Genomic DNA, 18,639 nt, shown 5'->3' on the forward strand with positions numbered 1-18,639 from the left:
GGGCACCCCAAAGGGCACCTCTGGTTAGTGGATCGTTCACTTGTGCGACTCGAATGTTTCCGCACGGTTGCTTGTGAATGCTTTCACGAACACCGTAGATGTCAATAGGTGTCCGGCGCACCGTGGGGGAGATCACGCTCTAGCGGACCCGCGAGGGGAACCTGCCCGGTCCTTTGTACTCGCGTGTTCTGGTTTTCGCAGCGCAACCGGGAGATTTTTCTCCGCGCTCGAAGCTCAACGGGGCTTGGGAGCAACCACATCCAGTACCCCGGGTACCGATGTGAAATGCACCATCTTGCGTTTTCCGATGTAGTCGCCATCGATTTGCAGGCCGATCTCGGTGGCGGTCTCGACGCGCACCGACGGCACGTCGTCGGCCCGAAAGAGCGCGGGCGACTGGGGGTTTCCGTTCTCGGCCAGCAACTGCCGGGCAAGCAGCAGGGTGCGGGTCACACTCATCGATCGCATGGCGAACACTCCGAGCCCGGATTCGAAGGTTGTTGCGGGATTGGTACGGACCGGCTTGTCCTCGAGATAGGTCCACGGACTCGAATTCGTGACAAAGGCGTAATGCACCTGCTCGACCGGATCGTGGCCGGGCGCGGAGACGACGAGTTCCGGGTCGCGGCGCCGGGCGCGGAAGAACTGGCGCACGGTGGTCCGCAGATAGCGCGCGGGCGTGGCCTTGCGGCCCTTGGCGCGGGCGGCGTCGATCGCCTCGCAGACATCGGCGTCGAGCCCGACGCCCGCGCTGAAGGTGAACCAGCGGTCGTCGGCCAGGCCGAGCCCGATGCGCCGGTCGGCGTCGCGGCCGAGCAGGTCGATCAGCTGGTTGGTGGCCGTCACCGGATCGGGGGAGATGCCCAGCGCGCGGGCGAACACATTGGCCGAGCCGCCCGGGATGACGCCCAGCCGCGGCCGCCACACCTGGTCGTCGTCCACCTGGGGCAGCGGCAGGAACCCGTTGATGGTCTCGTTGACCGTCCCATCGCCTCCGTGCACGACGATCAGGTCCATTTCCTGGGTGGATGCCCACTGGGCCAATTCGGCCGCGTGGCCGCGATGCTGGGTGTGCGCAACCGTCAGCTGGGTCCGGCTCTCCAGCGCGTGCGCGAGCAGATCACGCGTCGCGGGAGTGGTGGAAGTGGCATTCGGATTGACGATGAGCAGCGTCCGCACTGTGTCATTTTGCCGCGCCTGCGGCGCGGCGTGTTCGCGGCCCCCTGGGGGCCCGCCGCTCAGGCGCCGCGGCTTGCTCCTTCGTCGCCTACGCCGCGGCACCTGAGCGGCGGGCCGGGCCGCGAACGGCCCCTCCCTAGGGGTCGGGGGTGCGGGGTTGCGAGGGTCGTAGTCTGAGCGGGTGGCTGAGCCGGATATGACCAAGGGTGATGAGCAGCAGGACGACCGTCAGGTGGGTGGCGGGATTCCGGCGACCGTGCGGGCGGCGGGCGCGTTGGTCACCTTCGAGGGGCTGGCCGGGGTCGGCACCGCGATCGTGCTGATCGTGCGGGCGGCGACCGGGCACGACCAGTCGGTCGCCAGCGGCATCGGGACCGCGATGTGGTTCGCGGTGCTGTTCGGTGGCGTGCTGGCCGCGGGCATCGGGTTGCTGCGTGGCAAGCGCTGGGGGCGGGCCATCGCGGTCATCGCGCAGGTGCTGCTGTTGCCGGTCGCGTGGTCGTTGCTGACCGACTCGCATCAGCCGCTGTGGGGCAGCCTGCTGGCGATCCTGGTGCTGGCCACCCTCGGGTGCCTGTTCGCGCCCGCGACCAGCCGGTTCATGGCCCTCGATTACGGCGAGCTCCCCGACGAGGACGAGCACCGCGCCTGATCAGGCCGTGGCCGCCCGCAGTGCCTGACGGCACAGGTGATCGGCCCGGCGGGTGGTCTCGGGCTGCCGGAAGCCCTGCGTGAGAGCCAGGACCTGCGCGCACGCGGTGTCGAGATCGATGAGATGGCCGACCGAGACGAACAGCGGTTTCACCCCGTCCCTGGTGCGCAGCGCGCGCCCGACGATCTCCCCGTCGAGGGTGACCTCGGTGGCGTCGCCGCGGCGCGGGCCCGGTTCGGGGTAATCGCCCCACACCGATTTGGCCACACCGATGGTCGGGAGCCCGGTCAGCAACCCGATATGACAGGCCAGCCCGAACCGGCGCGGATGCGCGATTCCCTGGGCATCGCAGACGAGCAGATCCGGAGTCGCCGCGAGCAATTCCAGTGCCGCGACGGTGGCCGGGAGTTCCCGGAAGGCGAGTAGCCCCGGCACATACGGAAATGTCGAAATTCCGTGCGCGACGGCCGATTCCACCGTTTCCATCGTGGCCGTATCGACAATGACGGCAGCGGTCGCGACGGTGCCGTCTTCGTGATAGGCCGAATCAATTCCGGCGGCGGTGCGGAATTGCGGTGGCGCCGGATTCTCCGCGCGCACCAGCGGGCGCAGGGCGTCCTGCAGGGCGACGGCCTCCTCGGCGGTGCGGGGCCACGCGTCCGGGGTCTCGATCCGCATCTCAGTCCGCCGTCGCCGCCAGCGCGGCCAGTTCCGGCCCGGCCAGGCGGTAGCCGATCCACTCGTCCTGCGCGGCCGCGCCGAGCGTCTCGTAGAAGGCGATCGAGGGGGTGTTCCAGGTGAGCACCGACCAGGAGACGCGGCTGTAGCCGCGGCGCACCGCCTCGGCGGCCAGCGCCGCCACCAGCGCGCGGCCCAGCCCGCTGCCGCGCAGCCCCGGCCGCACGTACAGGTCCTCCAGGTAGATCCCGTGCACGCCGTCCCAGGTGGAGTAGTTCAGGAACCAGATCGCGCAGCCCACCACGGCGCCCTCGTGCTCGGCGACATGGGCGAACAGCGCGGGACTCGGGCCGAACAGTGCGGTGTGCAGCTGCTCGGTGGTGAGCGTGCACTGCTCGGGCGCCTTCTCGTAGGCGGCCAGTTCGTGCACGAGGTCGACCAGGGCGGCCACATCGGCCGGGGTAGCGCGGCGCACGCTCATCGGGTGCCCTCCTCGAGCGGTTCGGTGCGGGCGGTGAGATTGTGCCCCCAGATGCTGCGGGCGTCGTGGTCGAAGCCGAGCACGCTCAGCGCGCCGGTGGACAGCGCGAAGCGGCGGCCCTCGCGCACCGGGAACTCCGCCCAGCGCGCGATCAGTACCCGGGAGAAGTGCCCGTGCCCGACGAACACCACATCGCGTTCGGCCAGGATCGGTTCGGCCCGGCTCAGCGCCCGGTCGGCCCGGGCGCCCACCTGCTCGGCGGTCTCGCCGCCGGGGACCGGATGGGTCCACACCGTCCAGCCGGGGACGCTCTCGCGGATCTGTGCGGTGGTGATGCCCTCGTACTCGCCGTAGTCCCATTCGACCAGGTCGTCGTCGATGCGCGCGGGGGCGAGCCCGGCCAGTTCGGCGGTCTGCCGGGCGCGCAGCCGTGGGCTGGTGAACACCAGCGGATCGCGCAGGTCGAGGGATTTCAGGACCGGCGCGGCCGCGCGGGCCTGGGCCTCGCCCGCGGGGGTCAGCGGCAGATCGGTGCGGCTGGTGTGCCGTCGCTGACGCGACCAGGTGGTTTCGCCGTGGCGCAGCAGGACAAGTCGGGCCTCGGGTACGGACATGGGTCCATCATGGGCGATGGCTCAGCCGAGCGCGTAGAGCACCCCGTCGCGTCGCTCGAACACGGTCTGGCCGAGCACCGCGGAGGTGATGGTGCCGCCGGTGTAATCGCTGCGCTGGACCGCGATCCGCTCGACCGTTGACCCGTCACCGGCATCCACGGCGAGCACCGCGTCGGGCACCGGGACCAGCAGCCTGCCCGCCATCAGCGCGGGCGTGCCGAGCGCGTCGGGAACCGTCCACACCGGCTGTAAGGTGCTGGTGTGCAAGGCGATCAGGCTGTCGCCGGTGAAAACGTAGACGGCCGAACCGATCCGGGTGAGCGTGGTCTGGTCGGTCCACGGGGCCGCCAGCGGATAGGTGGCGAGCTCGTTGCCGTTGCCGTCGTGCACGACCAGCCGCGCGGGCAGACCCAGGCCGGTGGCGGTGGGTTCGGTCGGCGGGTAGTACACCGCGACCTTGTTGTCCGACACCGCGACCACCCGCACCTCGGGCGACTCGGCGCCGGGCGCGGTGAGTACGTGCGAGCCGTACTCCTCGGGATCGGTCGCCTCCTTGGGCGCCGGATTGAGCACGGTCAGCCGCTCGGTGGTGTCACCCGGGCAGCGCTCGAGCACCGCCAGCCGCGAGGAGCTCGACGCCGCCGAATGTAGCGCGCAGCCGGTGCGGGGCTGGGTGTCGGGGTTCACCGGGGCGTCGACATAGCCGTATTCGAGCGTGCGGACCAGATCCGAACGCCACATCTCCAGCCGCTCGGGGCCCAGCGCGAGCAGATAGGTGCCGTCCCCGGTGACCCGGATCGCGTCGTCCATGTAGCTGCTGCGCGCCACCCGCCGCTGCCCGGTATCGGCCTCGAGCATCACGCTCTGACTGCAGCCGCGCTGGTCCCGATAGGTGGCGATGACCGCGCCGTACTGCGACTGCACCGCGCACAACGGCATATCCCGGCGATACCACCACAGCTGCTCACCGGTGCGCGGATCACGCCCGCTCACGGTCCCGTCGTCACCGGTGACCGCCACGTTCCCGGACACCAGTGCCCGGCTGCTGGAACCGTCGGCCGCGTGCCACAACTCCCGCAGCCCCGTGGGCAGCGTGGTCGCGGCGGTGACCGACGGCGCGGCGGCCGTGGCGACCACGGAATCGGTCCCGGTGGCATCGGCCCTGGCCCATACCACGATCGCCGCCACCACAACGGTGACGGCGATCGCTACTGCGGCAAAGATATCGGCGCGCGTCCGCCGCTCAGGTGCGAGCACGCAAGGGAGACTAGCCGATGGACGGGTCTAGACGGAGGCCGCCGTCGCGGGCTCCGCGGCCGCACCGGCGGTGTTCTCGCCCTCGGCCGCGCCCCCACCAGCGGGCTTGCGGCGGCGCCTGCGACGGGCGGGCTTGGCCTCGGCGGAGTCCTCGCCCGACTCGGCCGGGGCCGATTCGCCTGCCGGTGAATCCGTGCTGGCGGACTCGTTCGCCTCGCCCGGCTGGTCGGCGGGCTTGCGGCGGCGGCGACGCCTGCGGGCGGGCTTGTCGGCCTCGGTGGTGTCCTCGGCCGGGGTCTCGGCGGTGGCCTCGGTGGGTTCGGTCGAGGTGGCCTCGGTTGCGGGGACGTCGGCCTTGCCGCCGCGGGTGCGGCGGCGGTTGCGGGTCGACTTGGGACGCTCCGGGCGCTCCTCGACCACGTCGCCTTCCTCGCGGACCGGCTTGGGCTTACGGATCACGCCGGTGACGCCCTCGGGGATGCCGAGGTCGGAGTACAGGTGCGGGGAGCGCGAGTAGGTCTCGGCGGGGTCGGGGATGCCCAGGCCCAGCGCCTTGTCGATCGAAGCCCAGCGATGCAGCTCGTCCCAGTCGATCAGGGTGATCGCGACACCGGTGCGCCCGGCGCGGCCGGTGCGGCCGATCCGGTGGACGTAGGTCTTCTCGTCCTCGGGGCACTGGTAGTTGATGACGTGGGTGACGTCGTCGATGTCGATACCGCGCGCGGCCACATCGGTGGCCACCAGCACGTCGATGGTGCCCTTGCGGAACTTGGTCAGCGCCTTCTCGCGGGCGATCTGGCCCAGGTCGCCGTGCACCGCGCCGACCGCGAAACCGCGCTCGGCCAGGTCGTCGGCCACCTTCTGCGCGGTGCGCTTGGTGCGGGTGAAGATCATCGTGGCGCCACGGCTCTCGGCCTGCAGCACGCGCGCGACCAGCTCGCTCTTGTCCAGCGCGTGCGCGCGGTAGACGAACTGCTTGGTGCGGTCGTGCACCGCCGAGTCGCTGGGCTCCTCGGCCCGGATGTGGGTCGGGCGGGTGAGGAAGGTGCGGGCCAGGGTGATGATCGGGCCGGGCATGGTCGCCGAGAACAGCATGGTCTGGCGGGCGTCGGGCACCATCGACAGGATGCGCTCGATATCGGGCAGGAAGCCCAGGTCGAGCATCTCGTCGGCCTCGTCGAGGACAAGCACGCCGATCTTGCCGAGGATGAGGTGGTTCTGGTTGGCCAGGTCCAGTAGTCGGCCCGGGGTGCCGACGACCACGTCGACGCCCTCGCGCAGCGCGGCGATCTGGGTGTCGTAGGGGCGACCACCGTAGATGGCGGCGACCTGCAGCGAACCCTGGTGGTTGCTCAGGTACTTGCTCGCGTTCTCCAGGTCCTTGGTGACCTGGATGCACAGCTCGCGCGTCGGCACGATGACCAGCGCGCGCGGGGTGCCGTCGAGCGGGGTGGTTCCGGTGTCGGCGGTGGCGATGCGGTGCAGCAGCGGCACACCGAAACCGAAGGTCTTGCCCATACCGGTGCGGGCCTGACCGATGAGATCCTCACCGGCCAGTGCCAGCGGCAGGGTGAGTTCCTGAATCGCGAAGGTGCGTTCGATACCGATCTCGCCGAGCGCGCGCACGATTTCTTCGCGCACGCCCAATTCGGCGAAACTCGGGGGAACGTGGGTGTTGTCCAGTTCGGCCGTCAGGAGGGTGTCGGTCAGACCGGGTTCCTGTTCGACAGTGATCTTGCTCAGGGTTCGTGCCTTCCTCGTCATCGCATCTCGCACGCACGAGGTGGGGCGGGCCGGTCGGCCCGCGACGACCACATATCCGCCTGTGATACTCGCCGGGCCGGCGCCGGACGACCGTGTGGAAACGGTGTCATCGGCGCGGCACGCCGGCGATGCGGATTCGGTGCGCGCACATTTTCGGTGGACATCGCCGCTGTCCACCGCGCTGTGGCCGGTGGCGCGCCGCGCCCGTGGAGTGCGCCGGGGCGGCGAATTTAGCGTTGTCCACGGAGATTGTAGCGTGATAATGTGCGCAATCCGAATTACGACGTGGCTGAATGCCGCGCGAAAACGGTGTGATCGCAGGTGGAACCCGGTAGCGATGGTGTGTCGCAGCGCAATTCACCGGGCCCGGATTTCGCGCGTGTCCAGGGTTGTAATGGAGCTCACTTGGTACCGCCGGTACCGGGTGTGAGACATTTCTAGGTGTGAGCATCACCGACACCGTGACCACTGCCGCCCGCAACGCGTGGGCGCTGAGCTTCGGCTCCGGCATCGAGCCCGTCGACCCGGCGCCCTCGACCGTGCTGTGGGACGAGCCGCATCGTCTGCTGCGCCGCTACGACATCGAATACCGCAGCGCCGCAAGCGATTCCGCCGTGCTGCTGGTGCCGCCGCTGGCCGCCCCGGCCACCTGCTTCGACCTGCGCCGCGACCAGAGCCTGGCCCGCTACCTGGTGGAGACCGGGCGCGCGCCGTACCTGGTCGACTACGGCGACATCACCTTCGCCGACCGCCGCATGGGCTTCGAGGACTGGATTCTCGACATCCTGCCCGAGGCGATCCTGCGCACCAGCGCCGACCGCGGCGGCGCCCCCGTCGACCTCATCGGCTGGTCGGTCGGCGGCATGTTCTCCCTGCTCACCGCCGCCGCGAACACCGCGCTGCCGATCCGCTCGATCACCGCCGTCGGCGCCCCGCTCGACTACGACAAGATGCTGGGTATCCCGCAGCTGCGCGCGGTCGCGAACCTGACCGGCGGCAAGGCCACCACCGCCTTCGTGCGGGCCGCGGGCGGTATCCCGGCCCCGCTCACCCGGATCGGCTACCGGCTGGCCGCCTTCGAGCGCGAGCTGCAGCGGCCGATGTTCATCGCGAACAACATCACCAACACCGAGACGCTGGCCAAGATGGAATCCATCGACCGCTTCCAGTCGTCGATGCCTGGCTACCCCGGCCGCTTCTACAACCAGCTGTGGGGCCGGATGATGCTGGCCAACGACATTGGCAACGGCAAGCTCGAACTGAGCGACCGCACCGTCGAGCTGTCGCGGGTGCGCGTGCCGGTGCTGCTGATCGGCGGCGGCTCCGACGTGATCACCCCCAAGGCCGCCGTCGAGGCCGGGCTGCGCACGCTCAGCGGCTCGCCGTCGGTGACCTACGAGGTGTGCCCGGGCAGCCACCTGGGCATCCTCACCGGTCCCGACGCGCGCGAGACCACCTGGGCGCACCTGGACAAGTTCCTGGCCGAACGCGACTGAGCGCCGATCGGGACTAAGGTGAAGCGCATGGGAGCCCAGACCTCTGCCGCGCCGGATGTTGCCTCGACCGAACCGCTCGCCGCGGACCACCAGGGGGTGACCGAGCTGTTCGCGGTGCTCGCCTACGGTGAGATCTCCGCGTTCTACCGGCTCGCCGAGGAGGCCAAGCTCGCCCCCGCCCTGCGCGGCCGGGTGGCCGTGGCCAAGATGGCCGCCGCCGAGCTCGCGCACTTCGAGACGCTGGAGGCGGCGCTGAGCGCCCGCGGCGCCGATCCCGAGACGGCGATGAGCCAGTACCAGGGCGCGCTGGACTCCTACCACGCCTCCACCGATCCCTCGACCTGGCTCGAGTCGATGGTGAAGTTCTACGTCGGTGACGGCCTGGCCGCCGACTTCTACACCGAGATCGCCGGCGCGCTCCCCGCCGAGGTGGCCGAGGTGGTCCGCGATGTGCTGGCCGAGACCGGGCACTCGCAGTTCGTCGTCGACGAGGTGCGCAGCGCGGTGGCCGCCAGCCGTTCCGAGCGCGACCGCCTCACCCTGTGGGGCCGCCGCCTGCTCGGTGAGGCGATCACCCAGGCCCAGTACGTGATGGCCCAGCGCGACGAGCTGGCCGAGCTGGTGCTGGCCGCCACCGGCGACCTCAACGGCATCGCCACCCTCTTCGACCGCATGCAGGAGCGGCACGCGGCCCGGATGGCCGAACTCGGGCTGTAGGTCGCGCCGCGGTCACGTGCCCGTGCGGTCGCCGACCCCCTGATCCGGGACCAGGCGCAGCGCTGGCGTGTGCGCGACCGCCTGGCGCGGAAGCCAGATCACCACTTCCTGATCGCGGTCGGCGGTCAGGGTCTGCACGGTGAAGGTGAGCGCGCCCAGGGTGGGGTGCTCGACGCCGAGCAGGCTCGGGATCTCCTCGGCCAGCCGGTGCGGGCGCCAGCGGCGGGCGAATTCCGGTTCGGCGCACAGGTTTTCGATGACGGCGGCGATGCGTTCGTCGTCGGGGCGGCGCAGCCGGGTGCGGGCGAGCTGGTCGGCCAGCCGGTCGGCCAGTTGCGGCCAGTCGGTGACGCTGGTGCGGGCCAGTGGGTGCCGGAAGGTCCAGACGGCCAGATTGATCTCGCCTTGATCTCGCCGGGTTCGTCGAGCAGGCCCAGCGGCGCGGCCAGTTCGGCCCACGCGCTGTTGTAGGCCAGCACCGCGGCGCGCGGGCCGAGTACGAACGCCGGGGTGGGGGCGAGCGCGTCGACCACGGCCATCGAGGGGTTGGTGTCGCGGCCCTGTTCGAGCCGGGCCAGATAGTCCGCGCTCACTCCGGCCAGCACCGCGACCTCCTCGCGGCGCAGTCCGGGGGTGCGGCGACGCCCGCCCGCGGGCAGGCCGACGTCCTCGGGACGCAGCTCCCCGCGCCGGGCCACCAGCAGCTCCCCGAAGCGGGAACGCTTCGGCACCGAGTTCGTCGTCGATGAGACCGGCGCGGCCGCCCTGTCGGCCACCATCGAGCTGGACTCCTTCGACACCGGCAACCCCGACCGCGACGCCCACGTGCGCAATGCCGACTTCCTCGACGTCGCCAACCGCCCCACCCTGAGCTTCCGCTCCACCGAGCCGGTGCGGATCGGCGAGACCTTCACCGTCGCCGGGGAGGCCACTCTCGGCACCGTCACCCGGCCGCTGTCCCTCGACGTCGAGTGGGGCGGCATCGCGGATTTCCCCGACGGCACCCGGCACGCGGGCTTCTCGGCCACCGGCGCGATCAAGCGCACCGACTTCGGGGTCGGCGGGCCGATGCCGGGCATGCTCTCGGACACGGTCAAGATCGAACTCGAGATCGAACTGGTCGAGCCCGCCTGAGCCGTTCGCTCACAGCGCAGATAGGCGTGCCACCGGCCCGGCGTCCCTGCATTAGCCTGGGAGACGACAACACAGGACTCTTACGTTCGGAGGTTGGCCGTGGAGGTCAAGATCGGTATTTCGGATAGCCCGCGCGAGCTCGTCATCAACAGCGCGCAGAGCCCTGACGAGATCGAGGCGCTGGTGTCCGAGGCGCTGAGCGGCGCCGGTGGCGTCGTCTCGCTCACCGACGAGAAGGGGCGCAAGTTCCTGATCCAGTCCGCGAAGGTCGCCTACGTGGAGATCGGCTCGCCCGCCGCAGGCCGCGTCGGCTTCGCCACGGTCTGAGCCGTTACGCCGAAAAGCCCCGCACCGGAATCGGTGCGGGGCTTTTCGCTGTCCGGGGGCCTTACTGGCCGATGGGGTGCAACGGTACGTGCTTGAGGCCGCCCCAGGCGAGGGCGACGGTGGTGTCGACGGCCTCGTCCTTGGGGATCGGGCGGTCGGCCTCCAGCCAGTAGCGGGCGGTGAACTGGCTCGCGCCCACCAGGCCGACGGCCAGGATGCGGGCGCGGTAGGGGTCCAGGCCGGAGTCGTGGGCGACCAGGTCGAAGACCGCGTCCACGCACGCCTCGGTGGCCTGCTCGACGCGGCGCTGCACCTGCGGCTCGGAGGTGAGATCGGATTCGAAGACGAGGCGGAAACCCTGCATCTCGTTGTCGACGAAATCGAAGTACGCGGCGACGGCGGCCCGCACGCGCTGCTTGTTGTCGGTGGTGGAGCGCAGCGCCTGGCGCACGCTCGACACCAGGATGTCGACGTAGTTCTGCAGCACTGCCAGGTACAGCTCCAGCTTGCTGGCGAAGTGCTGGTAGAGCACCGGCTTGCTGACGCCGGCCACCTGGGAGATCTCGTCCATGCCCGCGGCGTGGTAGCCCCGCTGCACGAAGACCTCGCTGGCCGCGAGCAGCAGCTGCTGACGCCGTTCGTCCCTGGGCATCCGGGTGCCGCGCTTGGACGGGACCGTCTCCGGCACCGATCGGCGCGAGGTCATGCGGTCCACGAGGTCAGTCATCTCGGCTCTCTTTGTCGTTGCCCCCGGGCCGAGGGTGTGCGGTCCAGGTTTCCCACGAACGATACTCGCCCGGTGTTCCCACGGAGTTTCGCCCTGGAAATGTAGTACCAGCCCACGCGGTTCGCCGGGCCGTAACCGCGGGATCTGGTCCGGGCGCCCGACGAGCCGGGTTGCGGGCTGTGAGAATCTGGTGTGGTGACCGACCGACCGGAACAACCGTCCGGCGGCGGGCGCGATGTCGCTCGCCCCCCGCAACCCACCGAGTCCGGTTCCGAGACGTCGGCGTCAGAGGGGCGGGAACTGCAGGTCTACGACCCGCTCGGGCTGTATCAGCCCGCCGACCGGTCCCGCCAGCCCCTGCGGGCCCGCTGGGACCCCACCCAGCCCGACAACGGCAGGCCGCGCAGCCCGCAACGCGACGCCAAGAAGCAGAGCGCGATCGGCCGGTTCGTCTCCACCTACGGCTGGCGCGCCTACGCATTGCCGGTGCTGCTGGCGGTGACCGTGCTGGTGATCGTCGACGCCGTGCGCGCGGTGCCGATGCCCGCCCCCGCCGACCCCGGCTTCGGCGCGCTGAGCCCGGACAAGGCCGAGTCCGGCATCATCGGCGCGCCCCCGGCCGGGGACGGGAAGTTCCCCGCGGACCTGCCGCTGGGCGCGCTGCCCGACGGCGGCGCCTACGTCGAACGCGCGGCGGGCACCTGGCGCGTCGTCCCGGGAACCAGCCCCCAGGTCGGCGCCGGGACCGAACGGGTCTTCCGCTACACGGTCGAGGTCGAGGACGGCATCGACACCGCCCCCTTCGGCGGTGACGCCGCGGTGGCCACCATGGTCGAGACCACCCTGGCCAACCCCAAGAGCTGGACCCACGACACCCGCTTCGGCTTCCAGCGCATCGACACCGGCGAACCCGATTTCCGGCTCTCGCTCACCTCCCGCGACACCACCCGCAACGCCTGCGGCTTCGAGATCCCGATCGACTCCTCTTGCTACAACGCCGGACTGGATCGGGTGGTGCTCTCGGAGGTGCGCTGGGTGCGCGGCGCGCTGGCCTTCGACGGCGACATCGGCTCCTACCGCCAGTACCAGATCAACCACGAGGTCGGCCACGCCATCGGCTACCACAGCCACCAGCCGTGCGAGACCGACGGCGGCCTGGCGCCGATCATGATGCAGCAGACCTTCGGCACCAGGAACAACGACATCGCGCTGCTCGATCCACACGGCGTCGTCCCCGCCGACGGCAAGACCTGCCGCTTCAACCCCTGGCCCTACCCGAGGGGCTGACATCGCGACCGATACGTCACCATGGTGGGGAAGAACCGGGCGGTCGGCGACGTTGTCACCACTGCCAACCCCACGGTTTTCGGCCGCCTCGCCGCCGAGGGCCGAGACGTAACGGCGAAGCCGGAGAATCGGTCCTCGGCGGCGAGGTCACGAGGCCGAAAACCCGCGGCGCCAGCCGCACATCAACACAGGAGCTTGTGACGTGTCTACAAACGGGTCTCTCCCGCCGCTGGTCGAACCGGCCGCGGAGCTGACCAAGGACGAGGTCGCCCGCTACAGCCGCCACCTGATCATTCCCGATCTCGGTGTCGACGGGCAGAAGCGGCTCAAGAACGCCAAGGTGCTGGTGATCGGCGCGGGCGGGCTCGGCTCCCCGGCGCTGCTGTACCTGGCCGCGGCCGGGGTCGGCACCCTGGGCATCGTCGAGTTCGACGAGGTCGACATGTCGAACCTGCAGCGTCAGGTCATCCACGGTGAGTCCGATATCGGCCGCTCCAAGGCCGACAGCGCCCGCGACTCGATCACCGAGATCAACTCCGGGATCGACGTGCGCCTGCACAAGATCCGGCTCGAGCCGGACAACGCGGTGGAGCTGTTCCGCGAGTACGACCTGATCGTCGACGGCACCGACAACTTCGCCACCCGCTACCTGGTCAACGACGCCGCCGTACTGGCGGGCAAGCCGTACGTGTGGGGCTCGATCTACCGCTTCGAGGGCCAGGTCTCGGTCTTCTGGGAGGACGCCCCCGACGGCCGCGGCATCAACTACCGCGACCTGTACCCGGAGGCCCCGCCGCCGGGCATGGTCCCCTCCTGCGCCGAGGGCGGCGTGCTGGGCGTGCTGTGCGCCTCGATCGGCTCGATCATGGTGACCGAGGCGATCAAGCTCATCACCGGCATCGGCGAGACGCTGCTGGGTCGGCTCATGGTCTACGACGCACTGGACATGAACTATCGCACCATCAAGCTGCGTCGCGATCCGGAACGTCAGCCGATCACCGAACTGATCGACTACGAGGCGTTCTGCGGTGTGGTCTCGGACGAGGGCATGGCCGCCGCGGCCGGGTCGACGATCACCGCCGCCGAGCTCGAGGAGCTGCTCGGCGCGGACAAGGTCGTGCTGATCGACGTGCGTGAGCCGGTCGAGTGGGACATCGTGCACATCGAGGGCGCGACGCTGATCCCCAAGGACCGCATCCTCTCCGGTGAGGCGCTCTCCGAGCTGCCCCAGCACAAGCCGATCGTGCTGCACTGCAAGACCGGTATCCGTTCGGCGGAGGCGCTGGCGGCGCTCAAGCGCGCCGGTTTCGCCGATGCCACCCATCTGCAGGGCGGGGTCGTGGCCTGGGCCAAACAGGTCGATCCCTCGCTGCCGGTCTACTGATCCACCGCCGGGCCTCGCCGCTGGTTGCGGCGAGGTCGCAAAGTGGAGTGTGCCAGCGTGGCTTCGGGCACCCCGGGCTAACCTGGGGTTACGGTACGGCCGTGACCTCAGTCGAACCCCCCGATCATGTGCGCGCCACATTCGGACTTCGCGAAGTGACACCGGTCCCGCTCGGTGACTGGGACGGTGGCTGGCGCTTCGGTGATGTGGTGCTGAGCCCGGTGGCCGATCACGCGCGGGCCGCGTGGTCGGCGAAGGTCCGGGAGACGCTCGCGGTCGACGGGCTGCGGGTGGCGCGCCCGGTGCGGGCCACCGACGGCCGGTATGTGGTGTCGGGCTGGCGGGCCGACACCTATGTGGACGGGGCGCCCGAGCCGCGCCACGACGAGGTCGTCTCGGTCTCGCTGCGCCTGCACAAGGCGACCGCGGAGCTGGACCGTCCCCGGTTCCTGGTGCAGCCGCCGGTCGCGCCGTGGGTGGACGTCGATGTGTTCGTCGCCGCCGACCGCGCGGCCTGGGAGACGGTGCCGCTGCGCAGCCTGCGCGCCGGTGGGGTGCCCATCGCGGCGACCGCCGACGGGCAGCGCAGCCTGGAACTGATCGGTCAGCTCTCCACCCTGCGCAAGCCGATCCGCACGCCGAACCAGCTCGTGCACGGCGATCTGTTCGGCACCGTGCTCTTCGCCGGGGCGCACACCCCGGGTCTCACCGACATCACCCCGTACTGGCGCCCGGCCGCCTGGGCCGCGGGCGTGGTGGTGGTCGACGCGCTGGCCTGGGGCGGCGGCGACGACGGCCTGCTCGAACGCTGGTCGACGCTGCCGGAGTGGCCGCAGATGCTGTTGCGCGCGTTGATGTTCCGGCTGGCGGTGCACGCGCTGCATCCGCGCTCCACGCCGGAGGCGTTCCCCGGCCTGGCCCGCACGGCCGACATGGTCCGTTTGGCGCTGTAAGGGCGAAATGCGCGCATCGTGACCGATGGGTCGGATGTTGTTTCAAAACCGTTGAGACCCAAGGCTTCCTGGTGCACGGCGTGCTATCTTCATCGGGCATCGCCGCCATGAGTCCTGCGCTGGACCCGGGGGACCCGCGCGGCCCGTCACGAGCGGTGAGGATTGCTGCGGGTGAGAATCCAGCCCAGACAACAGATTCTGGATATTTGGAGCGCCATGCTCTCGGCCTGTTACCGGGACGAGAAATGGCACTGGGACGGCGTGCTCGGCGCGAACTCGATCAGTGATTCCGAACAGCTGCTGTGCCTGCTGTATCCGGCGACCGAGATCGAGAGCTTCTCGCTGGACCGGCCGGAATCGATGTCGGACGACGTGCGCGAGGTGCTCGGCGCCTTCGGCGGGCCCACCAAGATCGGCATCACCATGATCGGCCTGCTCGAGGAATACCTGCGGCGCAACACCGACGCCGAGGGCACCCCGCGCTTCGACGCGGGCAGCTACCTGCGCCCCACCGGCGGCGCCGCGCCCACCGAGGAACAGCTCGCCATCGAAGTGGTGGACAGCTATTCCATGGCGGTCACGCTGTGCCTGGCCGGGCTCGGCTTCGCGCGGGTCTTCGACCGCTGGGCCGACACCGAACGCCGCACCGACATCAACGACCGCATCGAGGCGCTGAATGCGGGGCTCTCGGACCGGCTCACCCTCGCGATGACCGGCCTGATCCGCAGTTTCGTGGTCAACACCGTCTCGGTGCGCTCGCCATCGGGCCGGGCCATGCTGGCCATGCTCAACCAGTCCGGCGCCCCGGAACGCACCGTGGTCGAGGCGGCGCGGGTCAGCCTGGACCGGGTGCGCTCGCGGCTGCGCACCGACGTGAAGCTGGGCCGCACACCGCATACCGACTTCGCCGACGACGATCAGCTCTTCGAATGCGGCTGGAGCTGGGGCGTGGTGCAGGACGCCGACCCGGTGGCCTTCGAGGATCGCGAGGTCGCCCAGGTCACCGGGATCGCCGATCCGCGCCCGTACCTGTACTTCACCGTCGTGGCCCTGGACGGCATCAACGACATCCTGTCCCAGCGCACCAGAGAGCTCGACCTGCTCAATCCCGAGCAGCAGCGCCTGGCCGAGGCCCTGCGCCTGCGCTGGGACCTGACCCAGCGCTACTGGTCCACGGTGGCCCGCTTCGGTTCCGGGCGCTGGCCGCTCGAGGACATCCCGTGGCGCACCTCCGACGGCGAGGAGTCCGACTACTTCTCGCTGATCGTGTCCGCGGTGCTGATCCAGGAACTCATCGCCCGCACCGCCTCCGACGACGACCTCACCCGCGCGGTCGCCATCTTCGACGAGCTGTCGCGGCGCGGCCGGATCAAGAGCAGGCCGACCAAGGCCGATCCGGCGGTGGCCCTGCACGATCCGGGTGTCCGGATGGTGCTGCGCGGCACCGAGAAGGTCGACGGCGGTGGGCCGCAACTGGAATGGATCGTCTCCGATTTCGCCACCGTGCTGCTCAAGCGCGCGCTGCAGGCCGCCCAGCTCTCGGGCAATATCGCCGCGCGCGATCAGCTGATGGAACTGGCCAAGACCGTGATGGACCATCTCGACCGCCGGGTGATCGCCGAGGGCGACGCGCGTGGGCTCTGGGACGACCCGGCCGTGATCTTCGGCGGCACGCACCGCGACCGGCCGTCCTGGTACCTCACCGAGCGCATGGTGGAGTGCCTGGTGGCCGCCGACCGCACCTTCCGGGAGACCCCGCTGCGCTCGCTGGCCATGGTCAACCGCGCCGTCGAGATCCTCAACGAGGCAGAGCATCTGCTCAATCAGGAGATGCTCGAGGTGAGCATCTCCGACTCCTCGGCCAACCGGCTCTCGCTGGACCTGATCGAGCAGCAGCTCGGCCGGGCCCGCGCGCTGATCAACACCCAGCCGGGCACCTCCTTCACGCTGGCCTCGGCGGCCCTGATCGAGCTGGACCGCCTGGCCTTCGCGCGCTCCGACGCCATGAGGAGTATCTGAACCGATGATCGTGTTCGCCACGTCCGACAAGGGCGGGACCGGCCGGTCGGTCACCAGCTGCAACCTGGCCTATCGGCTGGGCATGCGCGGGATGAGCACCGCCTACGTGGATTTCGACTTCGGTTCGCCGACCGCGGGCGCGCTGTTCGAGATCAGCGCGGTGGAGCGCGGCGCCACCCACGGCCGGGGCCTGCACGCGTATCTGCGCGGCGAGATCAGCGATCCGCAGCGCCTGGACGTGCGCACCAGCACCGACCGCGACGCGCTGCGCAGCCAGCGTTCGCGCGGCGGCAAACTGGTGCTGCTGCCCGGCGACGAGGGCGGCGGCGAGGCCATGGAGGCCAACAATCCGGCGGTGGTGCGCCGGTGCGTGGATCTGCTGCTCGAGCTGGACGCGGCGTTCAAGGTGGTGATCGTCGACCTGAGTTCCGGCCGTTCGGTGGCGATGCAGATCGCGCTCGAGGCCACCGCGCCCAAGTACATGCCGGACAAGCAGGTGTGCTGGCTGCTGTTCCACCGCTGGACGCGGCAGCACATCGTGGCCGCGCACGGCCTGGTCCGCGGGCCCAAGGGCCTGCTGCGCTCGGCGACCACCGATCTGGGCGGGCGCCCGCTCTACACCGAAGACGAACTGCTGCAACGCATCCGGTTCGTGCGCACGGCGGTGCCCGCGCTGCTGGACCAGTCCGCGGCGGCCAGCGGACCGCAGGCCGCGTGGCTGCTGCGCCAGGACGCGGCGCTGCGCTCGCTCGCGGCGGAGTACCGGCTGGGCCAGGGTTCGCTGCTCGGTGACACCCCGGTCGAGCCGGTGCTGCAGTGGCGCGAGCAGATCATCCTCGACGCCGATGTCAGCGCGGGCATCGCCAACCGGGAGACCGTCGACGCGTTCGAGGGGCTGGCCAGGAAACTGGTCGACCCCGACACCTGGGTACCGATCGACAGGCGGGGCTGATGGACTCGATGTTCCAGGAGGCGACCGCGGCCACCCGGGTGGAATCGGTGGCCATGTCGCATGTCTCGCTCGAGGTCGGGCACTTCTCGATGGACGAGCTGGCCAATCGTCCCGCGGCCGTCCGCGCCCAGTTCCAGCGGGTCGCGCCGCTGGTGCACGCGTTCACCGAGATCGCCCGTGACGAATTCGCCGAGCGCGCCGGTGGGCGCGGGCGGGTGCGGGTGAGCACCTGCTTCCTCATCGACGACTACTTCCGCGGCACCACCGACCCGCGCGAGATCCTGCCCGGCTTCCTCGGCATCGCCGAGGAGTGCGGCATCCGGATCGACTACCTCGGCCGCGAATCCGGCTGCGCGGTGGTGCCGCGCCGCGACGGCAGCGGCAGCGCGATCGACCTGGCCCAGGTGGTGGCCGACATGGTGGTCGCCGAACCGCTGGAGGACTACACCGGCCGCAGGCCGCCCACCAGCGAACTCGGCTGGCTGGCCAACGGCCGCCGCTCCAGCGACGACGAACAGCGCGCCGCCATGGACCTGCGCGACTACGTGCCGCCGCAAGAACTGAGCAGACGCAACCACTCGATCTTCCTCGATGTGGAGATGTGGCGGCGCGAGCCCGACCGCGAGGACCCGTACTGGTCCTGCCCGTTCCTGGCCTCGGTCTGGCAGCTGCTGCGCCTGGGCATGGTCCGGTTCGAGGGCAGGCGGGTGGCCGAACCGGCCGACTTCCGCGACTGGCGCACCCAGCAGTGGCCCGACACCTGGGCGCTGCTGCCCTCGGTCATGCAGCTGCACGACGCGGCGCCCTTCGCGGCCTTCCGCTCGATGTCGGTGCTGCCGAAACGCTATCTGGGCATCGAGCATTCGGTGCAGCAGATCCTGGACCACCTCGATATCGACGCGGGCGTCACCGCCGTCTACACCCAGCGCGCGCAGGAGAACCGGATCACGCCGACCGACCGGATCAGCGAACGGCTCGCGCACTATTTCCTCTGCGCCGATTGACCGGCCAGTACGCT

The 18,639-nt window shown here is 70.3% G+C and carries 19 protein-coding genes and 1 pseudogene; 11 read left to right on the plus strand and 9 right to left on the minus strand.

The features are described 5' to 3' along the window. Window positions 1-234: 234 nt before the first annotated feature. On the minus strand, window positions 235-1,179 hold the full coding sequence (locus WA675_RS00280; protein WP_336080901.1) for a diacylglycerol/lipid kinase family protein: 945 nt from the start codon (window positions 1,177-1,179) through the stop codon (window positions 235-237). Window positions 1,180-1,375: 196 nt separating this feature from the next. On the opposite strand from WA675_RS00280, the gene WA675_RS00285 reads away from it, so the two are divergent. Then, on the plus strand, window positions 1,376-1,831 hold the full coding sequence (locus WA675_RS00285; protein WP_336081817.1) for a hypothetical protein: 456 nt from the start codon (window positions 1,376-1,378) through the stop codon (window positions 1,829-1,831). Here WA675_RS00285 and WA675_RS00290 read toward each other — a convergent pair whose 3' ends face one another. Genes WA675_RS00290 through WA675_RS00310 form a run of 5 tightly spaced genes read right to left on the minus strand, consistent with a single transcriptional unit; the run spans window position 1,832 to window position 6,625 of the window. Next, window positions 1,832-2,509, minus strand: coding sequence for an endonuclease V (locus WA675_RS00290; protein WP_336080903.1), 678 nt, complete (start codon window positions 2,507-2,509; stop codon window positions 1,832-1,834). Between the two features lies 1 nt (window position 2,510). Next, the gene (locus tag WA675_RS00295) at window positions 2,511-2,990 is read right to left on the minus strand and encodes a GNAT family N-acetyltransferase (RefSeq protein ID WP_336080904.1); all 480 of its coding nucleotides are present in this window, start codon (window positions 2,988-2,990) and stop codon (window positions 2,511-2,513) included. Beyond that, window positions 2,987-3,604 carry an acid phosphatase gene (locus WA675_RS00300; RefSeq protein WP_336080906.1) on the minus strand — a complete coding sequence of 206 codons (618 nt, stop codon included), beginning with the start codon at window positions 3,602-3,604 and terminating at the stop codon, window positions 2,987-2,989. Before WA675_RS00300 ends, WA675_RS00295 begins: the two co-directional genes overlap by 4 nt. A 21-nt stretch (window positions 3,605-3,625) precedes the next feature. Next, complete coding sequence (locus tag WA675_RS00305) at window positions 3,626-4,861, minus strand: Rv3212 family protein (protein ID WP_336080908.1); 1,236 nt, start codon at window positions 4,859-4,861, stop codon at window positions 3,626-3,628. Between the two features lie 27 nt (window positions 4,862-4,888). Continuing rightward, the gene (locus WA675_RS00310; protein WP_336080910.1) at window positions 4,889-6,625 is read right to left on the minus strand and encodes a DEAD/DEAH box helicase; all 1,737 of its coding nucleotides are present in this window, start codon (window positions 6,623-6,625) and stop codon (window positions 4,889-4,891) included. 443 nt (window positions 6,626-7,068) lie between these two features. Here WA675_RS00310 and WA675_RS00315 point away from each other — a divergent pair, with 443 nt between their 5' ends. Together WA675_RS00315 and WA675_RS00320 are read left to right on the plus strand one after the other, a co-directional pair. Next, window positions 7,069-8,121 carry an alpha/beta fold hydrolase gene (locus WA675_RS00315; RefSeq protein ID WP_336080912.1) on the plus strand — a complete coding sequence of 351 codons (1,053 nt, stop codon included), beginning with the start codon at window positions 7,069-7,071 and terminating at the stop codon, window positions 8,119-8,121. Window positions 8,122-8,148: 27 nt separating this feature from the next. Then, window positions 8,149-8,838, plus strand: coding sequence for a ferritin-like fold-containing protein (locus WA675_RS00320; RefSeq protein WP_336080913.1), 690 nt, complete (start codon window positions 8,149-8,151; stop codon window positions 8,836-8,838). Window positions 8,839-8,850: 12 nt separating this feature from the next. On the opposite strand, the gene WA675_RS00325 is transcribed toward WA675_RS00320, so the two are convergent. Both WA675_RS00325 and WA675_RS27360 read right to left on the minus strand, forming a co-directional pair. Then, window positions 8,851-9,297, minus strand: coding sequence for an MmyB family transcriptional regulator (locus WA675_RS00325; RefSeq protein ID WP_336080914.1), 447 nt, complete (start codon window positions 9,295-9,297; stop codon window positions 8,851-8,853). Between the two features lie 107 nt (window positions 9,298-9,404). Beyond that, window positions 9,405-9,536 (minus strand): annotated as a pseudogene (locus WA675_RS27360) (XRE family transcriptional regulator); the annotation flags it as partial. Between WA675_RS27360 and WA675_RS00330 the strand changes: the two are divergent. Together WA675_RS00330 and WA675_RS00335 are read left to right on the plus strand one after the other, a co-directional pair. Further along, window positions 9,472-9,972 carry a YceI family protein gene (locus WA675_RS00330; protein WP_336080915.1) on the plus strand — a complete coding sequence of 167 codons (501 nt, stop codon included), beginning with the start codon at window positions 9,472-9,474 and terminating at the stop codon, window positions 9,970-9,972. The pseudogene WA675_RS27360 and the gene WA675_RS00330 sit on opposite strands and share 65 nt — an antisense overlap. A 99-nt stretch (window positions 9,973-10,071) precedes the next feature. Next, window positions 10,072-10,299 (plus strand): DUF3107 domain-containing protein, encoded by a 228-nt coding sequence (locus WA675_RS00335; protein WP_336080917.1) that lies wholly within the window; start codon window positions 10,072-10,074, stop codon window positions 10,297-10,299. Window positions 10,300-10,360: 61 nt separating this feature from the next. Here the strand turns inward: WA675_RS00335 and WA675_RS00340 are convergent, their stop codons facing one another. Beyond that, complete coding sequence (locus WA675_RS00340; RefSeq protein ID WP_336080919.1) at window positions 10,361-11,026, minus strand: TetR/AcrR family transcriptional regulator; 666 nt, start codon at window positions 11,024-11,026, stop codon at window positions 10,361-10,363. A gap of 195 nt (window positions 11,027-11,221) precedes the next feature. Here WA675_RS00340 and WA675_RS00345 point away from each other — a divergent pair, with 195 nt between their 5' ends. From WA675_RS00345 to WA675_RS00370, 6 genes are all read left to right on the plus strand, one after another. After that, window positions 11,222-12,313, plus strand: a complete 1,092-nt coding sequence (locus WA675_RS00345; protein WP_442945522.1) for a DUF3152 domain-containing protein — start codon at window positions 11,222-11,224, stop codon at window positions 12,311-12,313. Between the two features lie 202 nt (window positions 12,314-12,515). After that, a complete protein-coding gene (gene moeZ, locus WA675_RS00350) occupies window positions 12,516-13,697 on the plus strand; it encodes an adenylyltransferase/sulfurtransferase MoeZ (protein WP_336080920.1) in 1,182 nt (393 codons plus the stop codon). Between the two features lie 101 nt (window positions 13,698-13,798). Beyond that, window positions 13,799-14,650 (plus strand): TIGR02569 family protein, encoded by an 852-nt coding sequence (locus WA675_RS00355; protein WP_336080922.1) that lies wholly within the window; start codon window positions 13,799-13,801, stop codon window positions 14,648-14,650. Between the two features lie 171 nt (window positions 14,651-14,821). Beyond that, window positions 14,822-16,669 carry an SCO2524 family protein gene (locus WA675_RS00360; RefSeq protein WP_336080923.1) on the plus strand — a complete coding sequence of 616 codons (1,848 nt, stop codon included), beginning with the start codon at window positions 14,822-14,824 and terminating at the stop codon, window positions 16,667-16,669. A 4-nt stretch (window positions 16,670-16,673) separates the two neighbouring features. After that, window positions 16,674-17,621 carry an SCO2523 family variant P-loop protein gene (locus tag WA675_RS00365; RefSeq protein WP_336080925.1) on the plus strand — a complete coding sequence of 316 codons (948 nt, stop codon included), beginning with the start codon at window positions 16,674-16,676 and terminating at the stop codon, window positions 17,619-17,621. After that, on the plus strand, window positions 17,621-18,625 hold the full coding sequence (locus WA675_RS00370; protein ID WP_336080926.1) for an SCO2522 family protein: 1,005 nt from the start codon (window positions 17,621-17,623) through the stop codon (window positions 18,623-18,625). Before WA675_RS00365 ends, WA675_RS00370 begins: the two co-directional genes overlap by 1 nt. The last annotated feature ends 14 nt before the right edge of the window (window positions 18,626-18,639 follow it).

It is taken from the genome of Nocardia sp. SSK8, assembly GCF_037034205.1.
In the GTDB taxonomy this organism is placed as follows: Bacteria; Actinomycetota; Actinomycetes; order Mycobacteriales; family Mycobacteriaceae; genus Nocardia.